15 protein-coding genes are annotated in these 15,913 nt (G+C 71.9%); 5 read left to right on the forward strand and 10 right to left on the reverse strand.

The window, feature by feature from the left end; all coding sequences use genetic code 11:
- Window positions 1-29: 29 nt before the first annotated feature.
- Both H2038_RS08315 and H2038_RS08320 read right to left on the reverse strand, forming a co-directional pair.
- Window positions 30-617 carry a DUF2939 domain-containing protein gene (locus H2038_RS08315; RefSeq protein WP_292111534.1) on the reverse strand — a complete coding sequence of 196 codons (588 nt, stop codon included), beginning with the start codon at window positions 615-617 and terminating at the stop codon, window positions 30-32.
- Between the two features lie 125 nt (window positions 618-742).
- Entirely contained in the window at window positions 743-1,957 is a 1,215-nt protein-coding gene (locus H2038_RS08320) for an NADP-dependent isocitrate dehydrogenase (protein ID WP_292111537.1), read from the reverse strand.
- A 143-nt stretch (window positions 1,958-2,100) separates the two neighbouring features.
- On the opposite strand from H2038_RS08320, the gene H2038_RS08325 reads away from it, so the two are divergent.
- From H2038_RS08325 to H2038_RS08335, 3 genes are all read left to right on the forward strand, one after another.
- Window positions 2,101-2,313 carry a DUF2945 domain-containing protein gene (locus tag H2038_RS08325; protein WP_292111540.1) on the forward strand — a complete coding sequence of 71 codons (213 nt, stop codon included), beginning with the start codon at window positions 2,101-2,103 and terminating at the stop codon, window positions 2,311-2,313.
- A gap of 3 nt (window positions 2,314-2,316) precedes the next feature.
- Window positions 2,317-3,225: an NAD(P)/FAD-dependent oxidoreductase gene (locus H2038_RS08330; protein WP_292111542.1), complete on the forward strand. Its 909-nt coding sequence runs from the start codon at window positions 2,317-2,319 to the stop codon at window positions 3,223-3,225.
- Window positions 3,226-3,573: 348 nt separating this feature from the next.
- Window positions 3,574-4,488, forward strand: a complete 915-nt coding sequence (locus H2038_RS08335) for a LysR substrate-binding domain-containing protein (protein WP_292111545.1) — start codon at window positions 3,574-3,576, stop codon at window positions 4,486-4,488.
- Here the strand turns inward: H2038_RS08335 and H2038_RS08340 are convergent.
- From H2038_RS08340 to H2038_RS08370, 7 genes are all read right to left on the reverse strand, one after another.
- Entirely contained in the window at window positions 4,485-6,284 is a 1,800-nt protein-coding gene (locus H2038_RS08340) for a DUF885 family protein (protein WP_292111548.1), read from the reverse strand. The two genes, H2038_RS08335 and H2038_RS08340, sit on opposite strands and share 4 nt — an antisense overlap.
- 64 nt (window positions 6,285-6,348) lie before the next feature.
- Window positions 6,349-8,193: a DUF885 family protein gene (locus H2038_RS08345; protein WP_292111550.1), complete on the reverse strand. Its 1,845-nt coding sequence runs from the start codon at window positions 8,191-8,193 to the stop codon at window positions 6,349-6,351.
- 69 nt (window positions 8,194-8,262) lie between these two features.
- Entirely contained in the window at window positions 8,263-10,302 is a 2,040-nt protein-coding gene (gene cckA, locus H2038_RS08350; RefSeq protein WP_292111553.1) for a cell cycle histidine kinase CckA, read from the reverse strand.
- Between the two features lie 104 nt (window positions 10,303-10,406).
- The gene (locus H2038_RS08355; protein WP_292111556.1) at window positions 10,407-11,504 is read right to left on the reverse strand and encodes a Glu/Leu/Phe/Val dehydrogenase; all 1,098 of its coding nucleotides are present in this window, start codon (window positions 11,502-11,504) and stop codon (window positions 10,407-10,409) included.
- A 92-nt stretch (window positions 11,505-11,596) separates the two neighbouring features.
- The gene (locus H2038_RS08360) at window positions 11,597-12,604 is read right to left on the reverse strand and encodes an alpha/beta fold hydrolase (protein WP_292111558.1); all 1,008 of its coding nucleotides are present in this window, start codon (window positions 12,602-12,604) and stop codon (window positions 11,597-11,599) included.
- Window positions 12,601-13,197: a uracil-DNA glycosylase family protein gene (locus tag H2038_RS08365; protein ID WP_292111561.1), complete on the reverse strand. Its 597-nt coding sequence runs from the start codon at window positions 13,195-13,197 to the stop codon at window positions 12,601-12,603. The genes H2038_RS08360 and H2038_RS08365 overlap by 4 nt, the downstream gene beginning before the upstream one ends.
- The gene (locus H2038_RS08370; protein WP_292111563.1) at window positions 13,181-13,489 is read right to left on the reverse strand and encodes a DUF3253 domain-containing protein; all 309 of its coding nucleotides are present in this window, start codon (window positions 13,487-13,489) and stop codon (window positions 13,181-13,183) included. Before H2038_RS08370 ends, H2038_RS08365 begins: the two co-directional genes overlap by 17 nt.
- 48 nt (window positions 13,490-13,537) lie before the next feature.
- On the opposite strand from H2038_RS08370, the gene H2038_RS08375 reads away from it, so the two are divergent.
- Window positions 13,538-13,972: a PaaI family thioesterase gene (locus tag H2038_RS08375; protein ID WP_292111566.1), complete on the forward strand. Its 435-nt coding sequence runs from the start codon at window positions 13,538-13,540 to the stop codon at window positions 13,970-13,972.
- A 3-nt stretch (window positions 13,973-13,975) separates the two neighbouring features.
- On the opposite strand, the gene H2038_RS08380 is transcribed toward H2038_RS08375, so the two are convergent.
- Window positions 13,976-14,545, reverse strand: a complete 570-nt coding sequence (locus H2038_RS08380; protein WP_292111569.1) for a TetR/AcrR family transcriptional regulator — start codon at window positions 14,543-14,545, stop codon at window positions 13,976-13,978.
- Between the two features lie 168 nt (window positions 14,546-14,713).
- On the opposite strand from H2038_RS08380, the gene H2038_RS08385 reads away from it, so the two are divergent.
- Window positions 14,714-15,910: an efflux RND transporter periplasmic adaptor subunit gene (locus H2038_RS08385; RefSeq protein WP_292111572.1), complete on the forward strand. Its 1,197-nt coding sequence runs from the start codon at window positions 14,714-14,716 to the stop codon at window positions 15,908-15,910.
- Window positions 15,911-15,913: the final 3 nt, after the last annotated feature.

Here is a 15,913-nt window from a genome sequence, read left to right on the forward strand (position 1 = left end):
GTCGAGGGCGACGGCCAGAGGCGACGCGGTCAGCCGGCCCGGGCGGCTCCAGCGGGCGCCGCAGAGCCCCGCGGCGGCGGGACCGGGGCGGCGCCGTCGGGCAGGCCGATGTGGGCCAGCCGCCACTCGAACGGCCCGCGCCGCTCGAAGGTGAAGATGGTGCGCGAGCCGCCCTCGTCGCTGACCGCCAGCCGCGCCCGGTTCACGCCCCAGTAGACCGGCGACGGCGTCGGGTCGCCGCCGCGCGCCGCCGCGCCGCCGGCGGCGCGCTGGCGGGCGAAACGGCCCTCGCCGCGGGTCAGCCCGGCGAGGGCGGCGGGCGTCAGGTAGGCGTCCACATCCTCCGCCGGAACCGTCCCCGCCTCGAACTGGCGGCGCACGGCGCCGATCGGATCCTCAAGGAAGGAGGGCGCCGGGGCCCGGGCCGCCGCGTCGCCCGCCAGCTGCGGCCGCAGCGACTGGCGCACCGCCGGATAGTCGATCAGCCGCGCCAGCGCCGCGGCGTCCCGGGCGTCCGCCGCCGACCGGATGGCGAGGAAGGCCACCGCCGGCGCGGCGAAGAAGCTGATCACCGCCACGACGAGGGCCAGCAGCAGCAGATTGCCGATGATCTTCACGTGCGTCTCCCGAACACCGGTCCATCAATGCACGAAGCCGGGATCGGCTCAAAGAAAAGCCCGCCGGACGGATCCGGCGGGCTGTTCCTGCTTCGGTCTCGCGACCCGGGGCGTCGGCCGGCGTCTTACGCCGCCACCGCCTTGTTCAGGTTCTCGGCGACCTTGTCGAGGAAGCCCTCGGTGGTCAGCCAGCCCTGCTGGTCGCCGACCAGAAGCGCCAGGTCCTTGGTCATGAAGCCGCTCTCGACGGTGTCGACGACGACCTTCTCCAGCGTCTCGGCGAAGTCGATCAGCGCCTGGTTGCCGTCCAGCTTGCCGCGGTGCTTGAAGCCGCGCGTCCAGGCGTAGATCGAGGCGATCGAGTTGGTCGAGGTGGCCTCGCCCTTCTGGTGCTGGCGGTAGTGGCGGGTCACGGTGCCGTGGGCGGCCTCCGACTCCAGCACCTTGCCGTCCGGCGTCATCAGCACCGAGGTCATCAGGCCCAGCGAGCCGAAGCCCTGGGCCACCACGTCCGACTGCACGTCGCCGTCGTAGTTCTTGCACGCCCAGACGAAGCCGCCCGACCACTTGATGGCCGCAGCCACCATGTCGTCGATCAGCCGATGCTCGTAGGTCAGGCCGCGGGCCTTGAACTCGGCGGCGAACTCCTCGTCGAAGACCTTCTGGAACAGGTCCTTGAAGCGGCCGTCATAGGCCTTGAGGATGGTGTTCTTGGTCGAGAGATAGACCGGATAGTTGCGGTTCAGGCCGTAGGCGAAGCTGGCGCGGGCGAACTCGATGATCGAGTCATCGAGGTTGTACATGCCCATGGCCACGCCGGCGCCCGGCGACTTGTAGACCTCGTGCTCGATCACCTGGCCGTCGTCGCCGACGAACTTGATCGACAGGGTGCCGGCGCCCGGCATCAGGAAGTCGGTGGCCTTGTACTGGTCGCCGAAGGCGTGGCGGCCGACGACGATCGGCTGGGTCCAGCCCGGGACCAGGCGCGGCACGTTCGAGCAGATGATCGGCTCGCGGAAGACGACGCCGCCGAGGATGTTGCGGATGGTGCCGTTGGGCGACTTCCACATCTTCTTGAGATTGAATTCCTTCACCCGCGCCTCGTCCGGGGTGATGGTGGCGCACTTCACGCCCACGCCATGCCGCTTGATCGCCTCGGCGGCGTCGACGGTGACCTTGTCCTCGGTGGCGTCCCGGTTCTCGATCGACAGGTCGTAGTAGTCGAGCTCGAGGTCCAGATACGGGAAGACCAGCTTGTCCTTGATCATCTGCCAGATGATCCGGGTCATCTCGTCGCCGTCGATGTCCACGATGGGGTTGGCGACCTTGATCCTGGTCATGCGTCTCTCTCTGTCGATGAAGGGGTGGATCGTTCGGCGGGCGGTATAGCCGGGGCCGCCCCGGCGCGCAAAGGCGCAGGACAGCCGCGGGAACGGAACGGGGCCGCGTCCGCTGAGCAGCAGGCGCCACAGGGAGACCGGCCATGGATGACGACAGCCTCACGGCGGGCGACCGCGTCCGCTGGGACCACAGCCAGGGCTCGAGCACCGGCAAGGTCGTCCGCAAGCTGACCTCGCCGACCCACATCAAGGGACACCGGGTCGCGGCCTCGAGCGACAATCCGGAGTATCTGGTCGAGAGCGCCCGCACCGGCGCCCGGGCGGCGCACAAGCCTTCCGCCCTCCGCAAGTCCTGACCCGTGAACGATCCCGAAGTCCTCGTCATCGGCGCCGGCCCGGCCGGTCTGACCGCCGCCACCTATCTGGCCCGCTTCCGGCGCAAGGTGCTGGTGGCGGACGGCGGCGCGCCGCGCGCATGCTGGATCCCCGTCAGCCACAACATGCCCGGCTTCCCCGAAGGCGTGACCGGCGACGCCATCCTCTCGCGCATGGCCGAGCAGGCGCAGGAGTACGGAGCCGTGATAGAGCCCGGAGCGGTCGGGGCGATGGCGCGCGACGGCGACGGCTTCCGCGCCCGGCTGAACGGCCGCGATCTTCATCCCCGCGCCGTGCTGCTGGCCACCGGCGTCGAGGATCATCACCCCGAACTGCCGGGGGTGGAGCGGGCGATCGAACACGCCATCGTCCGCATCTGCCCGATCTGCGACGGCTACGAAGCGACGGGCAAGGCCGTGGCCGTCATCGGACGGGACGACCGCGGCGCGCGCGAGGCCGCCTTCATCCGCACCTATTCGGACCGGGTGACCCTGATCCACGTCGGCGAGCCGGACGCGCTGACGACCGTCCCGGACCTCCGTCGGCTGGGCGTGGAACTGGTCCTCGCCCGGATCGAGGACGTCCATCTGGAGGACCGCCGCGTCACGGCCCTCGCCTGGGGCGGCGAGGTGCGCAACTTCGATCTCGTCTACTCCGCGCTGGGCACCTCGCCCAACCGGGCCCTCGCGGACGCGGTCGAGGCCCGGCTGGACGAGGACGGCCGCCTTCTCGTCGACGCGCACCAGGGCACGAGCGTTCCGGGGCTCTACGCCGCCGGCGACGTGGTGCGGGGACTGAACCAGATCGCGGTGGCCACGGCGGAAGCCGCGATCGCCGCCACCGCCATCCACAACCGTCTGCGGCAGGCGGACGGCCAGACCATCCCCGAATAGCATCGACCCGACTCCGGGAGCAGGAGACTCCGGAGCCGGGCCACGACCCGCGGGGGGTCGACGGTCGCGCGCGGGGGAAGGGAATTCGCCTGCGGCCGACCGGATTCGGGATCAGTGGGCGCGCGGGGGCGACGCGTCGGGCCAGGCCCTGCTGCGCAGAAGGCGGCGCGTACGGCTCCGCTTCCATTCCTCAAGGACAGCCGTCCAGCGCCCCGTGGCTTCCTTATGAATGGCCTCCGACGGCTCCATCCGGCCCCTCCCTGGGCGACGCTCGTTGCTGGCACCTGTATCGGCTTGACAGGCCGACGCCTCAAACCAGAATGTCCGCCAGCGCAACAAGGCTCGCTTATGGCTGATCCGCTCTCCGGCATTCCGCTCGCCTCGATCCGGGTCTTCGAGTCCGCGGCGCGGCTGAAGAGCTTCACCCGGGCCGCGGCCGAGCTGGGGATGACCCAGGCGGCGGTCAGCTGGCAGATCAAGGCGCTGGAAGGCCGGCTCGGCCAGAGCCTGTTCCGCCGCCTGCCCCGCGAGGTGCAGCCGACCGAAGCCGGGGAGCGCCTGTCGCGCGCCGCAACGGAGGCCATCACCCTGCTCCGTCGGGCCATCGACGACCTGACCGAGGCGGACGAGCACATCCTGTCGATCACCACCCTCGCGACCCTCGCCACCCAGTGGCTGGCGCCGCGGCTGGGCGCGTTCCAGCTGGCCAACCCGGGCCTGGCGGTGCGGCTGGACACCAGCGCCGCCGTGCTGGACCTGTCGCGGGAAGGCTTCGACGTCGGCATACGCTCAGGAGCGGGCAGTTGGCCCGGCATGGAGAGCCAGCTGCTGATGCCCAGCGTCTTCACGCCGCTGTGCAGTCCGGCCATGGCCGAGCGCCTGCATCTGCGGGAGCCGTGCGACCTGCTCGACGCGCCGCGGATCGGCATGGAGAAGGAATGGGCGGCCTGGTTCGCCGCCGCCGGGCTGAGCGACGGCGCCCGCCCCGCCACCCGACTGACCGCGGACTACCAGGTGCTCGAGGTGGCCGCGGCCTTGGGCGACCAGGGCGTCGCCCTCGCCTCCCCGATCCTGTTCGCGCGGGAGATCAACGCCGGCCTGCTGGTGCGCCCCTTCTCCCAGACCGTCTCCTTCCAGCCCGGCTACTATCTCGTCTGGCCGGAGGGCCGCCGGCGGTCGCCCAAGATCCGCCGTTTCCGCGACTGGCTGGTCGCCCAGGCCGACGCCGATCCGGCGGTGATCGAGGCGCGCGCGGGCGCCTAGGCCCGCATCAACTCCTCCAGCACCGCCAGCGGGACGGAGCCGTTGACCAGCACGCGGTCGTGGAAGGCGCGCAGGTCGAAGCCGGGCTTCGCCGCCGCCTCGGCCCTCAGGCGGGCGATGACGGTGTGGCCGATCTTGTAGGCGCAGGCCTGACCCGGCATCGAGACGTAGCGGTTGATCTCGCTGTTGGCGGCGTTGAGCGGCTTGGCGCCCGAGGCGGCCATGTACTCGACCGCCCGCTCGCGGCTCCAGCCGTGGTGGTGCATGCCGGTGTCGACCACCAGCCGCACGGCCCGGAACAGATAGGACATCAGGAAGCCGACCCGGCCCAGCGGATCGTCGGCGTAGACGTCCAGGTCGTCGGCGGCGACCGCCTCGGCGTAGAGCGCCCAGCCCTCGTTGTAGGCCGAGAAGCCGTTGGCGCGGCGGTAGGGCGGGAGGGTGTCGGTCTCGCGCTGCAGGGCGACCTGCAGGTGATGTCCCGGGGACGCCTCGTGATAGGTCAGGGTCGGCAGGGCGAACTTCGGCCAGTTCGTGGTCGAGCGCAGGTTGATGTAGTAGGCGCCGGGCCGGGAGCCGTCGAGCGGCGGGCCCTGGTAGTAGCCGCCCGGGGCGCCGGCCTCGATCGCCGGCGGAACGCGGCGCACCTCGACGTCGGCGCGCGGCAGGCGGCCGAACACCTCGGGCAACCGCGGCTTCAGCGCCTGCACCTGACGGTTCAGCGACTCGATCAGCGCCACCTTGCCCGCGTCGGTGTCGGGCCAGAGCTGGGCCGGATCCCGGTTCAGGGCGTCGATGCGCTCGCCGACCGTGCCCTGGCTCATCCCCTGCGCCTTCAGGATCTCGTCGATCGATGCGCTGATCCCGGCCACCTGCTCCAGCCCGATGCGGTGGATCTCGTCGGCGGTCAGGGACGTCGTGGTCCAGTGCTTCAGGGCGTGGGCGTAGAAGGCCTCGCCATCCGGCAGGCGGCGCACGCCGGCCTCGTGCACCGCCGTGGGCCGCAACGCCTCAAGGGCGGCGATCTGGCGGGCCAGCGCCGGCTTCACCTCGGCCTCCACCAGGGCGACGGCGCGGTCCCCGTAGCCCGTCAGGCCGAGCGCCGCGGCCCTGCGCTCCAGCGTCCGGATCATGGCCATGTCGCCCGCCGGCTGGGCGGCGAGGGCGTTCAGCTGGCCCGTGGTCAGGTCGAGGATGAAGTCCGGCGGAACGACGCCCTTGCCGGCGTCGGCGCGCACCCGTCCGGTCTCCGCGTCGATGGCCGGAGCGAACGCCGCGAGACGGGAGAGGAAGGCGTCGGCCCCGTCGCGATCCTCGACCCGGTGCTGGGTGTCGAGGAAGTCGGGGACGGTGAAGTAGGCCCCGGTCAGCTGGTTGACGAGATAGGGCCCCATCCGCCCGCCGCCCATGGCCGAGCCGTAGTCGAAGCTCGCGCCCGTCGCCGCCGTCTCCGCCCGGAAGGCGGCGACGGCGTGGTTGATGCGTCCGGCCTCGCTGAGCGAGCTGCGATCGAAGCCCTGCAGGATCCGCCAGCGCCCGACCGCCTGCGCCCGCTCATCATCCCAGGCTGCGGCGCTCCGGTCGCTCAGCTCCGACGACAGATGCGCCCGCGCGCCCCGGTCGAGGCCGAGGTTGGTGGCGGTCTCCGGGGAATCTTCGATGTCTTCGTCGAACCAGCGGGTCAGCAGGGCGTCGAGCTCTGCGTCCCCATCGCGGGCGAAGGCGACCGCCGGCCCGGCGGCGGCCGCGGCGGCTCCCGCGGCGGCGGAGATGAGCAGGCGGCGGCGATCGATCATGGCAGGCTCCGGGCGGCGGCGGTTCCGACAGTGGAGCCCGCCCGCCCCCGGCTGGCAAGCCGCTTCAGGCGCGCGTCGCCCCCGCCGCCCAGTCCGTCACCAGCCGCTCCAGCACCTCCAGCGGAATGGCGCCGGCGGCGAGCGAGACGTCGTGGAAGCCGCGAATGTCGAAGCGGTCGCCCATCGCGGCCCTGGCGGCCGTGCGGGTGCGGTCCCAGACCGTGTGGCCCAGCTTGTAGCTGCAGGCCTGGCCCGGCCAGACGCAGTAGCGCTCGATCTCGGTCGTCATGGTCGACTCGGCGTCGCCGAGGGTCTCGACCATGTAGCGAACGGCCTGTTCGCGACTCCAGCGCTTGTGGTGCAGCCCCGAGTCCGCGACCAGCCGGGCGGCGCGGAACATGAAGGACTGCAGGTAGCCGAGCCGCCCCAGCGGATCGGTCTCATAGACCCCCATCTCGTCGGCCAGCTGTTCGGCGTACAGCGCCCAGCCCTCGGTGTAGCCGGAGAACAGCGGCATCTTGCGCAGCATCGGGATGCCCTCGGCCTCCAGCGCCACGGCGATCTGGAAGTGATGGCCCGGCGAGGCCTCGTGATAGGTCAGGGTCGGCAGGGTGAAGCGCGGGGTCTCGGCCGTGTCGCGCAGGTTGATGTAGTAGGCGCCCGGCCGCGAGCCGTCGAGCGACGGCATCTGGTAGCTGCCCCCCGGCGCGCCCGCCTCGATCTCCACCGGAACGCGCCGGATCTCGACGCCGGCGCGGGGCAGCCGCCCGAACACCTCCGGCAGCCGGACCTGCATCGCCGCCATCTGCGCGTTCAGGTCGGCGATCAGCTGCGCCTTGCCGGCGTCGGTGTTCGGATAGAGCTGGTCCGGGCGGCGCGCGACGGCGGCGATGCGCTCGCCGACCGAGCCCTGGGTCAGGCCCTCGGCCCGCAGGATTTCGTCGGCGCGGGCGCTGAGCTCCGCGACCTGGGCGAGGCCGATCTCGTGGATCTCGTCGCCGCCCATGTCGGTGGTGGTGTAGCTGAGCACGCCGTGGCGGTAGTAGGCCTCGCCGTCCGGCAGACGCCAGCAGCCGGCCTCGGTCGGGGCGCCCGGCAGGGCCCCGGCGACGACCTCGGCCTGACGCCGCATGGCCGGATAGACGGCGTCGCGCACGATCTGCTCCGCCCGCGCCGCCCAGTCGCCGGAAAGACCGGCCTCGGCCGCGCGCCGGGCCAGCGACTGCGTCAGGCCGGACTGGGCCGGGTCGACGCCGAGGGTCGCGGCGAACTGCTCGCCGGTCCGGCGCAGCACGAAGTCGGGCGGCGTGGCGCCGGCGGCGAAGTCGCGGCGCACCCGGTCGGTCTCCACGTCCAGCACGGTCGCGAAGGCCGACAGGCGGTCGAGGTAGGCCTCGGCGTCCTCGACCGTCCGCACCGGGTGCTGGGTGTCGAGGAACTGGGGAATGCTGCTGTAGCTGCCGGTCAGCTGGCTGACGAGGTAGGGGCTGGCCCCGCCGACCGGAGCCTGGACGCCGTAGTCGAAGCGATCCGCCTGGGCGGCCCCGTCGACGATGAAGCGCGTGGTGTCGTAGTTGACCGCGTCCATCCCGGACAGGGCGGCGCGGTCGATCGAGGCGAGCTCCGCCCCGTAGCCGCGGAAGGCCGCGAACGTCCGGTCCACGAAGGCGAGGGAGCGGTCGTCGAGGCGGCTGCGGGCCGCGGCGTTGGGTCCGGTGTCGAGGCCGAGACCGGTCATGAACTCCGGCGACTCGGCGAGGAACTCCTGCATCATGCGGTCGAGCAGGGCGGTGACCTTGCGGCCCTCCGGGGAGCCCGCAGCCTGCGCGGCGCCGGCGAGCGCCGGGGTCGCGACGGCGGCCGCGGCGACCGCAGCGGACGAAAGAAGGAAGCGGCGACGATCGAGCATGGCGGTCTCCCGGAACAGCGAAGGCCGCAGAGGAGCCCCTCACGGCCGCGCTGGCAAGTTACCGATGGGTCAGGCCGCGTGCAGTTCCTGCTTCACGCGCTCCGCCAGGGTCTTGATGTCCAGCGGCTTGGGCAGGAAGGACACGCCGGCCTCGTCCTGCAGCAGGTCGGAGAAGTCGCTTTCGGCGTAGCCGGAGATGAACATCACCGGCGCGTCCCCGAGGAAGGGCCGCGCCTTCTTCAGCAGGGAGGGGCCGTCCAGTCCCGGCATGATCACGTCCGAGATCATCATGTCGATCTCGCCGGCGTGCTGTTCCGCCAGCTCCAGCGCCTGCTCGCCGTCTTCGGCCTCGATCACCTCGTAGCCGCGCTGGCGCAGCAGCCGGGCCGCGATGCCGCGCACCGCCGCCTCGTCCTCGACGAACAGGATGCGGCCGGCCCCGGACAGGTCCCGCGGGGCCTTGGCCTTGATCTCGACGTGCGGCACCTCCGCCAGCTCCGCCTCCGCCGCCTCGGGCAGGAAGATGCGGAAGGCCGCGCCGGCCCCCTCGAGATTGGTCACATTGATGTGGCCGCCGGCCTGTTCGACGATGCCGTAGACGGTCGCCAGACCCATGCCGGTGCCCTCGTTCACCGCCTTGGTGGTGAAGAAGGGTTCGAAGATCTTGTCGAGCAGCTCCGGCGGGACGCCCGGACCGGTGTCCGACACCTCGATGAGGGCGACCGCGTCGGACGAGGCGTGGGTCCAGCCCATCCCCCGCGCCTCGTCGCGGGTGAGCCGCCGGGTGCGGATGGTGACCACCGCGTCGCCCGGCTCGACCACGCCCCGCATGGCGTCGCGGGCGTTGACGGCGAGGTTCATCACCGCGGTCTCGAGCTGGCTCTTGTCCGCCAGCACCACCGGCAGGTCGCGGCCGTAGTCGGTCTCCAGCCGCACGTCCTCGCGCAGCAGCCGGCGGAGCAGGACGGCGAACTCGCCCACCAGCTCGCCCAGGTCCAGCCGCTCCCGGCGCACCGTCGACTTGCGCGAGAAGGCCAGCAGCTTGCGCACCAGGTCGGCGGCGCGGATGGCGGTCTGGCGGATCTCGTTCAGGCCTTCGTACGAGGGGTCGCCGACGGGGTGCCGTTCCAGCAGGCCGCTCAGCTGGAGCTGGATCGCCGTCAGCAGGTTGTTGAAGTCGTGCGCGACCCCGCCGGCGAGCTGGCCCACGGCCTGCATCTTCTGGGCCTGCGACAGCTGCAGCTCCATCGACTTCTGCGCCGATACGTCGAACAGCCAGACGCGGCGCTTGTCGCCTTCGGGGGCGACATAGAGGTGGAGCATGCGGTCGGGGTGGGCGCGGGCCACGAGATCGATCGGGCCCGAGGAGCCGGCGGCGAGCTTGGTCCGGGCCTCGGCGACGGAGCCCGGCTCGAACAGGTGGCCGAAGGCGGCGTCCCGCGCCGCGGCCGGGCCGGTGAGCACCGCCAGCGCGGCGTTGGGCTCCTCCAGACTCCCGGCGAACAGATCCTCCGCGCCGATGACCGCCGAGCCGAACGGCGCGCCGGCGGCCATGGCCCGGCTCTCGGCCGCGTTCGAAACGGCAGGGGCCCGGTCGACCGCCGGGCTCGCCACCGGCAGCACCGCCTCGGGCGCGGCGCGCAGCAGGAACCGCCCCTCCCCGGCGCGGCCGATCAGCACCTCGAGCTCCCGCTCGCCGACCGGAACGATGGCCCGGCCCTGTTCTCCCGCACGGGCCTGGGCGAAGGCCATGTACAGCGCCGAACCGGAGCGGCCTGCCGGCAGGGCGACGGTCGCCCCGCCGGCCTCGGCCCAGGCGGCGTTGTAGGCGAGCACCTGTCCGGTCGCCCAAACCAGGGCGGCGGGCTCGGCCATCGCGTCCAGCAGCTCGACGACGTCGTCCCCGGAGGGCTTGCGGGCCTCGCCCCGGGCGAAGGCGAACAGGCCGATCAGGGCGACGGCGCCGACGGTGAAAATCAGGACCAGCCCCGGCGCGGTCATCGGATCGGCCCGGAAGGCGGGATAGGCCAGCGCCCCCACGACCACCACGAAGCCGGCGGCCATGAGGATCAGCAGCGGATCGACGCCCTTGCGATGGGATGCGGTCATGACGCCTCGGCCCGAATCAGACGGAGCAGGATAGGCCATCATGCGCCGCGGGCGGCGCCGGGGCGAATCCGCCGGACGGACCGGCGGTTCGGCCCCGACAGCCCTCAGGCGGCCCTGAGGCGCTCCGCCTTCTCGGCCTGGGCCGCCTCGATGCGGGCCTCGGCGATGGCGTCGGCGATCTCGTGGGTCGGACGCTTCTCGGATTCCGAACGGTCGAGCACCTCTTCGAGGGTCTCCATCAGCCGGGACAGCTTGCCCTCGACCCACTGGGGATCATAGGCGCCGCCGGTCTGCCGGGCGGTCATCTCCGAGGCGACGTTGATGATGCCGCCGCCGTTGACGACGTAGTCCGGGGCGTAGAGCACGCCGCGCTCGAACAGCTGCCGGCCGATGTCCGGGGTGGCCAGCTGGTTGTTGGCCGCGCCCACGACGGCCCGGGCCGTCAGCCGGTCCAGCGTCTGCGGGTTCAGCGTCGCGCCGAGGGCGCACGGGGCGTAGATGTCGGCCTTGACGTCGTAGATGGCGTCCGGCGCCACGATCTCGGCGTTGGTGCGGGCGGCGACTTCCGACAGCAGGGCGGTGTTGACGTCGGTCATCACCAGCTTCGCGCCCGCCTTGTGCAGCTTGTCGGCCAGGTAGCCGCCGACGTGGCCAATGCCCTGCACCGCCACCGTCAGACCGGTCAGGTCGTCCTGCTTCCACAGCCGGCGCGCGACAGTCAGGGTCGAGCGGAACACGCCCTCGGCGGTCACCGGGCTCGGATCCCCGGAAGCCTCGGGGCCGTCGTTCAGGCCGAGCACATAGGGGGTGACCTTGCGGGCCTCGGCGATGTCGGACACCGAGACGCCGACGTCCTCCGCCGCGTAGTAGACGCCGCCCAGGGTGTGCACGGCGCGTCCGAAGGCGCGGAACAGCTCCGGGGTCTTCTGGGTGCGGCTGTCGCCGATGATCACCGACTTGCCGCCGCCCATCTCGAGGTCCGCGACGGCGTTCTTGTAGCTCATGCCCCGCGACAGGCGCAGCACGTCCTCCAGCGCCTCGGCGGCGGACGCGTAGTTCCACATGCGCGTGCCGCCGACGGCGGGACCGCGGGCGGTCGAGTGGACCGCGATGATGGCGCGCAGGCCGGTCTTTTCGTCATAGACCGCGTGGACGCCCTCATGCTTCGCAAAGGACGGAGAATCGAACAGCGTCGTGCTCATGGGCAGGCGCCTCCCGGAAATTTTTTGTTGGCGGCTGATACGCGCCGGACTTTGACACCGCAAGCACCGCCGTTTCACGACGGCGTGGGTTATCAGCGTTTCGTTGCAGTCTGCAGCGCGGGGAGAACCGGGCCGGCGCCGGAGGGCAGAGGCGCCTCGGGCCGACGCAGCCACGCTTCCACGTCGCGGAACGCCGTCTCCGCCTGCAGATCGCGGTTCAGGATGTGCCAGCCCTGCGGATACCACGCCGTGCGCAGGCCCGGCCGCGGGCCCGCCCGCTCCAGCGCCAGCCGCATCGGGCCGCGCTGGATGACGTGGTCGTTGGCCCCGTACATCAGCAGCGTCGGCGTTCGCACCTCGCCGAGCCCGCGGGACGCGGTCTCCATCAGGTCGACGAGGCCATACAGGGTGTCGAACCGGGTGCTCAGCAGGCTGTCCGGGTCCCGGCCGTTGCGGATCAGCTCCAGCATGTTGTCCGAGGCGTAGCGGTCGCGGACCGCCCATTCCGGCGCCTCCACCGCCCGCGGGCCCATGGCGTGGGCGGCGAGCCACAGGGCGGCGCTGTTCACCGGGCCCTGCGCGGTCCAGCCCCAGACGGCGGGGGCCAGCAGGACGAGACGATCGGCGTCCGGCGGCCGTGACGACGCGAAGGCGGCGATCGCCACCGCCCCGCCCATGCTCTCGCCGGCCACGGCGATCACCGCCTGCGGATGTCGCCGCCGCGCCAGCGCCACCGCCGTCCGCAGATCTTCGGTCATCCGCGCCTCGCCCGCCCAGACGCCGCGCCCCGGCGCCCGGCCGAAGCCGCGCTGGTCGAAGGCCCAGGTCTCGATCCCCTGCTCCGCCCACCAGGGGCCGGCGAGCCGGAAGGCGGCGCGGCTGTCGTTCATGCCGTGCAGGGCGACGATCACCGCCCATGGCTCCCCCTCCGGGGCCCAGCGGGCCAACGGCAGGCGCGCGCCGTCGTCCATGAACAGCGTGTCGGCCTTGAGGTCCGGACCGGCGAAACCCGGCGCAGGGCTCCGCGGCGGCTGCACCGCCGGCGTGGCGCAGGCGGCGAGGGTCACCCCGAGGGCCAGCATGGCGAGGCGGCGGATCATCCGGCCAGAATGCCCCGGACGCGCTGCCGAAGGTAGGGGACCACCTCCGCCTCGAACCACGGGTTCCGCTTCAGCCACGCGGTGTTGCGCCACGACGGATGCGGCAGCGGCAGAATCGCCGGGGCGTAGTCGCGCCAGGCCGCGACGGTGGCGGTCATGTCCCGCTTCGCCCGCGCGCCCAGCGCCCAGGCCTGGGCGTATGCGCCGACCAGCAGGGTCAGCTCGACGGTCGGGAGCTGCTCCAGCAGGCGCGGCCGCCACAGTTCAGCGCACCGGCGCGGCGGCGGATAGTCGCCGCCCTTCGGCGCGGTTCCGGGATAGCAGAAGGCCTGCGCCGCGACCCCCAGACGGCGGTCGGCGTAGAAGGTCTCGTAGTCCACCCCCAGCCAGTCGCGCAGGCGGTCGCCGGACGGATCGGTGAACGGCCGCCCGCTCTCGTGCACCCGCCGACCGGGCGCCTGGCCGCAGATCAGCAGCCGGGTCTCGGGGAAGACGTGCACCACCGGTCGCGGCGTGTGCGGCAGCTGGCCCAGACAGGCGCGGCAGGCGCGGATGTCGGCGAGAACCGTCGCGAGATCAGTCGAGGTCGTCATCGTCCGGCGCCGCGGGCGGGCGGGCGGCGAGCGCCGCGGCGGTTTCCTCCGCGGTCGGCAGGCGCAGCCGGATCACGCCCTTCATCCGCGACGGATCGATGGCCTTGCCCTTCTTGGTGATCGTCAGCCGGCCCTGACGCATCAGGCCGAGGGCCGTGGTCTTCACCTTGGGCAGCATGCGCTGCCACTGCTCCGGCTGCAGCTCCTTGGCCACCTCGGCCGGCTCGATGCTCTTTCCGGGGCCGAGCTTCGCGAGTTTTTCGAGAATGGCCGCTTCGATGGGGTCGCTCATCGCCCCTATATGCTGCATTGCGATAGCGAGAAGAAGGCGGAGTTCGGCATGGTCGCGAAGATCACGGTGGCGGAAGGCGAGTTCGCGGGCTGGCAGACCTACGACCTGCACGGCACCTTCGACCAGGTCGTCGGTCCGTTCTATTTCAAGCCCGACCCCGACGGGCGCATGCGCTGCGCCTTCCGCGCCGAGCCCAAGCACATGAACGCTGGCGGCCGGATGCATGGCGGCTGTCTGATGACCTTCGCCGACATCGCCCTGTTCCAGACCGCCTACCAGGAGATGGAAGGCTCGTCCGGCGTCACCGTGCAGCTGGACTCCACCTTCATCGACGGGGCCTATGTCGGTGAACTGGTCGAGGCGACCGGCGAGGTCGTGCGGGCGGGCAAGAGCCTGATCTTCGTGCGCGGCCAGATCCAGGCCGGCGATCGCGTGCTGATGACCTTCTCGGGCGTGATCCGGAAGTTCCAGAAGCGAGCCTGAGCCTCAGCCGTCGATGATGTCCTGCAGCAGGACGGCCATGCGGGCGCACATCTTCTCGCACTCCTCCTGGGACAGGCCGAAGCCGCCGGTGATCTCGCGGCTGACCGCCATGCCCATGATGGTCGCCGAGGCGAGGCGGGCCCGGACCGCCGCGTCCTCGCCGCCGACCCAGGCGGCGAACGGATTGAAGAAGCGCTCGCTGCCCGTCCGCTGGACCAGCTCCATGGCCTTGGTCGAGCCGACCGAGCGCAGCATGATCAGCAGGCCCTTCAGCTTGCCTTCCTTCGCCGGCTCGAAGATCACGGCCCGCGCCACCCGGCGGCCGAATTCGGCGCGGGGGCCCTCCATCAGCTCCGAACCGTTCGAACAGCTGTCGAGCACGGTGACGAACAGGTCTTCCTTGGAACCGAAGTAGCGGGACACCAGGGCCGCATCGACGCCGACGTCGCCGGCGATGTCGCGCATGCCCACGTCGTCATAGCTCTCGCGCGCGAATCGTTCGCGCGCGGCGCTGAGGATGGCGGCGCGGGTGGCCTCGGCGTTTCTCGGCCGGGGCGCGACATGGCAAAACAAAGACTTGGCTCCCTGAAAAGCCCCACCGCCCATATGGCTTTGTCATCACCCGTTGACAAGCGTAATCGCGATCACCATTAAGTCACCGGGCGTTGACTAACGGCATCCTCCCCGATGGCCGCGGGTCGACAAGACAGGGAATTTTCTCCCCACTCGGAGACTCACTTCATGCGCACGGTGAAGATCGTGGCCGCGTCCGCCCTCATGGCGGCCGCGCTCTATGGCTGTTCCCCCCGGAGCGAGGCCCAGGCGCCGCCGGCGCCCGGCGTGACGGTGGCGACGCCGCTGGTGCGCGAGGTGCAGGACTGGGACGAGTTCACCGGTCGCTTCGAGGCGGTGCAGTCGGTCGACGTGCGCGCCCGGGTGGGCGGCTACATCTCCGGCGTCCACTTCCGCGACGGCGACTACGTGCGCCGCGGCCAGCTGCTGTTCACGCTCGATCCGCGGCCGGCCCAGGCGGCCCTCGCCGCCGCCCGGGCGCAGCTGTCCCAGGCCCAGGCCCAGCTCACCCTCGCCCGCAGCGAACTGGCCCGGGCCGAGACCCTGCTGGAGTCCCAGGCCATCTCGCAGGCCGAGGCCGACACCCGCCGCGGCGCCCTGCAGACGGCCGAGGCGGCCATCGCCGCGGCCAACGCCAACGTCAGGGCGCGGCAGCTGGACCTCGAATTCACCCGCGTCACCGCGCCGATCTCGGGCCGGGTGTCCGACCGCCGGGTCGACCCGGGCAACCTGGTCGCCGGCGGCTCCTCGGCCGCCGACGTCCTGACCACCGTGGTGTCCAGCTCGCCGATCCACTTCGTCTTCGACGGCTCTGAGGCGGTGCTGCTGAAGTACCAGCGGCAGGCGCGCCAGGGCGCGGCGCCGGTGCAGGTGCGGCTGCAGGACGAAACCGGTTTCAGCCGGTCCGGCACGCTGGACTTCACCGACAACGCCGTCGACACGGCCTCCGGCGTGATCCGCCTGCGCGCGGTGATCCCCAACGCCGACGGCTTCCTGAAGCCCGGGATGTTCGGCCAAGCGCGCCTGGCGGGGGCCGGAACCTACCGCGCCATGCTGGTGCCCGACGCCGCCGTGGCCACCGACCAGGCCCGCCGCATCGTCTATGTGGTCGCCGCCGACGGATCGGTCGCGCCGCGCCCGGTGGAGCTGGGACCGCTCGTCGACGGGCTGCGCGTGGTCCGGTCCGGCCTCCGCCCCGACGACCGGGTGATCATCAACGGCGTCCAGCGCATCCAGGCGCCCGGCATGAAGGTGCAGGCGCGCAACGGCCGCATCCAGCCGGTGGCCCAGGCCGGGCAGGCCCCCGTGACGCGTCCGGCGCCGGCCTCCAGCGCCACCTTCGCCAACTCCGTCTCGGGCGACTGACCG

Source organism: Brevundimonas sp., assembly GCF_013912005.1.
GTDB lineage: Bacteria > Pseudomonadota > Alphaproteobacteria > Caulobacterales > Caulobacteraceae > Brevundimonas.

What these genes read in the sequence shown, in the direction of transcription:
- H2038_RS08370 (WP_292111563.1), bottom strand. Translation starts at nt 13,489, where the DNA reads ATGAGCGACCCCATCGAAGCGGCCATTCTCGAAAAACTCGCGAAGCTC.
- H2038_RS08385 (WP_292111572.1), top strand. Translation starts at nt 14,714, where the DNA reads ATGCGCACGGTGAAGATCGTGGCCGCGTCCGCCCTCATGGCGGCCGCG.
- cckA (WP_292111553.1), bottom strand. Translation starts at nt 10,302, where the DNA reads ATGACCGCATCCCATCGCAAGGGCGTCGATCCGCTGCTGATCCTCATG.
- H2038_RS08375 (WP_292111566.1), top strand. Translation starts at nt 13,538, where the DNA reads ATGGTCGCGAAGATCACGGTGGCGGAAGGCGAGTTCGCGGGCTGGCAG.
- H2038_RS08340 (WP_292111548.1), bottom strand. Translation starts at nt 6,284, where the DNA reads ATGATCGATCGCCGCCGCCTGCTCATCTCCGCCGCCGCGGGAGCCGCC.
- H2038_RS08345 (WP_292111550.1), bottom strand. Translation starts at nt 8,193, where the DNA reads ATGCTCGATCGTCGCCGCTTCCTTCTTTCGTCCGCTGCGGTCGCCGCG.
- H2038_RS08355 (WP_292111556.1), bottom strand. Translation starts at nt 11,504, where the DNA reads ATGAGCACGACGCTGTTCGATTCTCCGTCCTTTGCGAAGCATGAGGGC.
- H2038_RS08365 (WP_292111561.1), bottom strand. Translation starts at nt 13,197, where the DNA reads ATGACGACCTCGACTGATCTCGCGACGGTTCTCGCCGACATCCGCGCC.
- H2038_RS08320 (WP_292111537.1), bottom strand. Translation starts at nt 1,957, where the DNA reads ATGACCAGGATCAAGGTCGCCAACCCCATCGTGGACATCGACGGCGAC.
- H2038_RS08335 (WP_292111545.1), top strand. Translation starts at nt 3,574, where the DNA reads ATGGCTGATCCGCTCTCCGGCATTCCGCTCGCCTCGATCCGGGTCTTC.
- H2038_RS08325 (WP_292111540.1), top strand. Translation starts at nt 2,101, where the DNA reads ATGGATGACGACAGCCTCACGGCGGGCGACCGCGTCCGCTGGGACCAC.
- H2038_RS08360 (WP_292111558.1), bottom strand. Translation starts at nt 12,604, where the DNA reads ATGATCCGCCGCCTCGCCATGCTGGCCCTCGGGGTGACCCTCGCCGCC.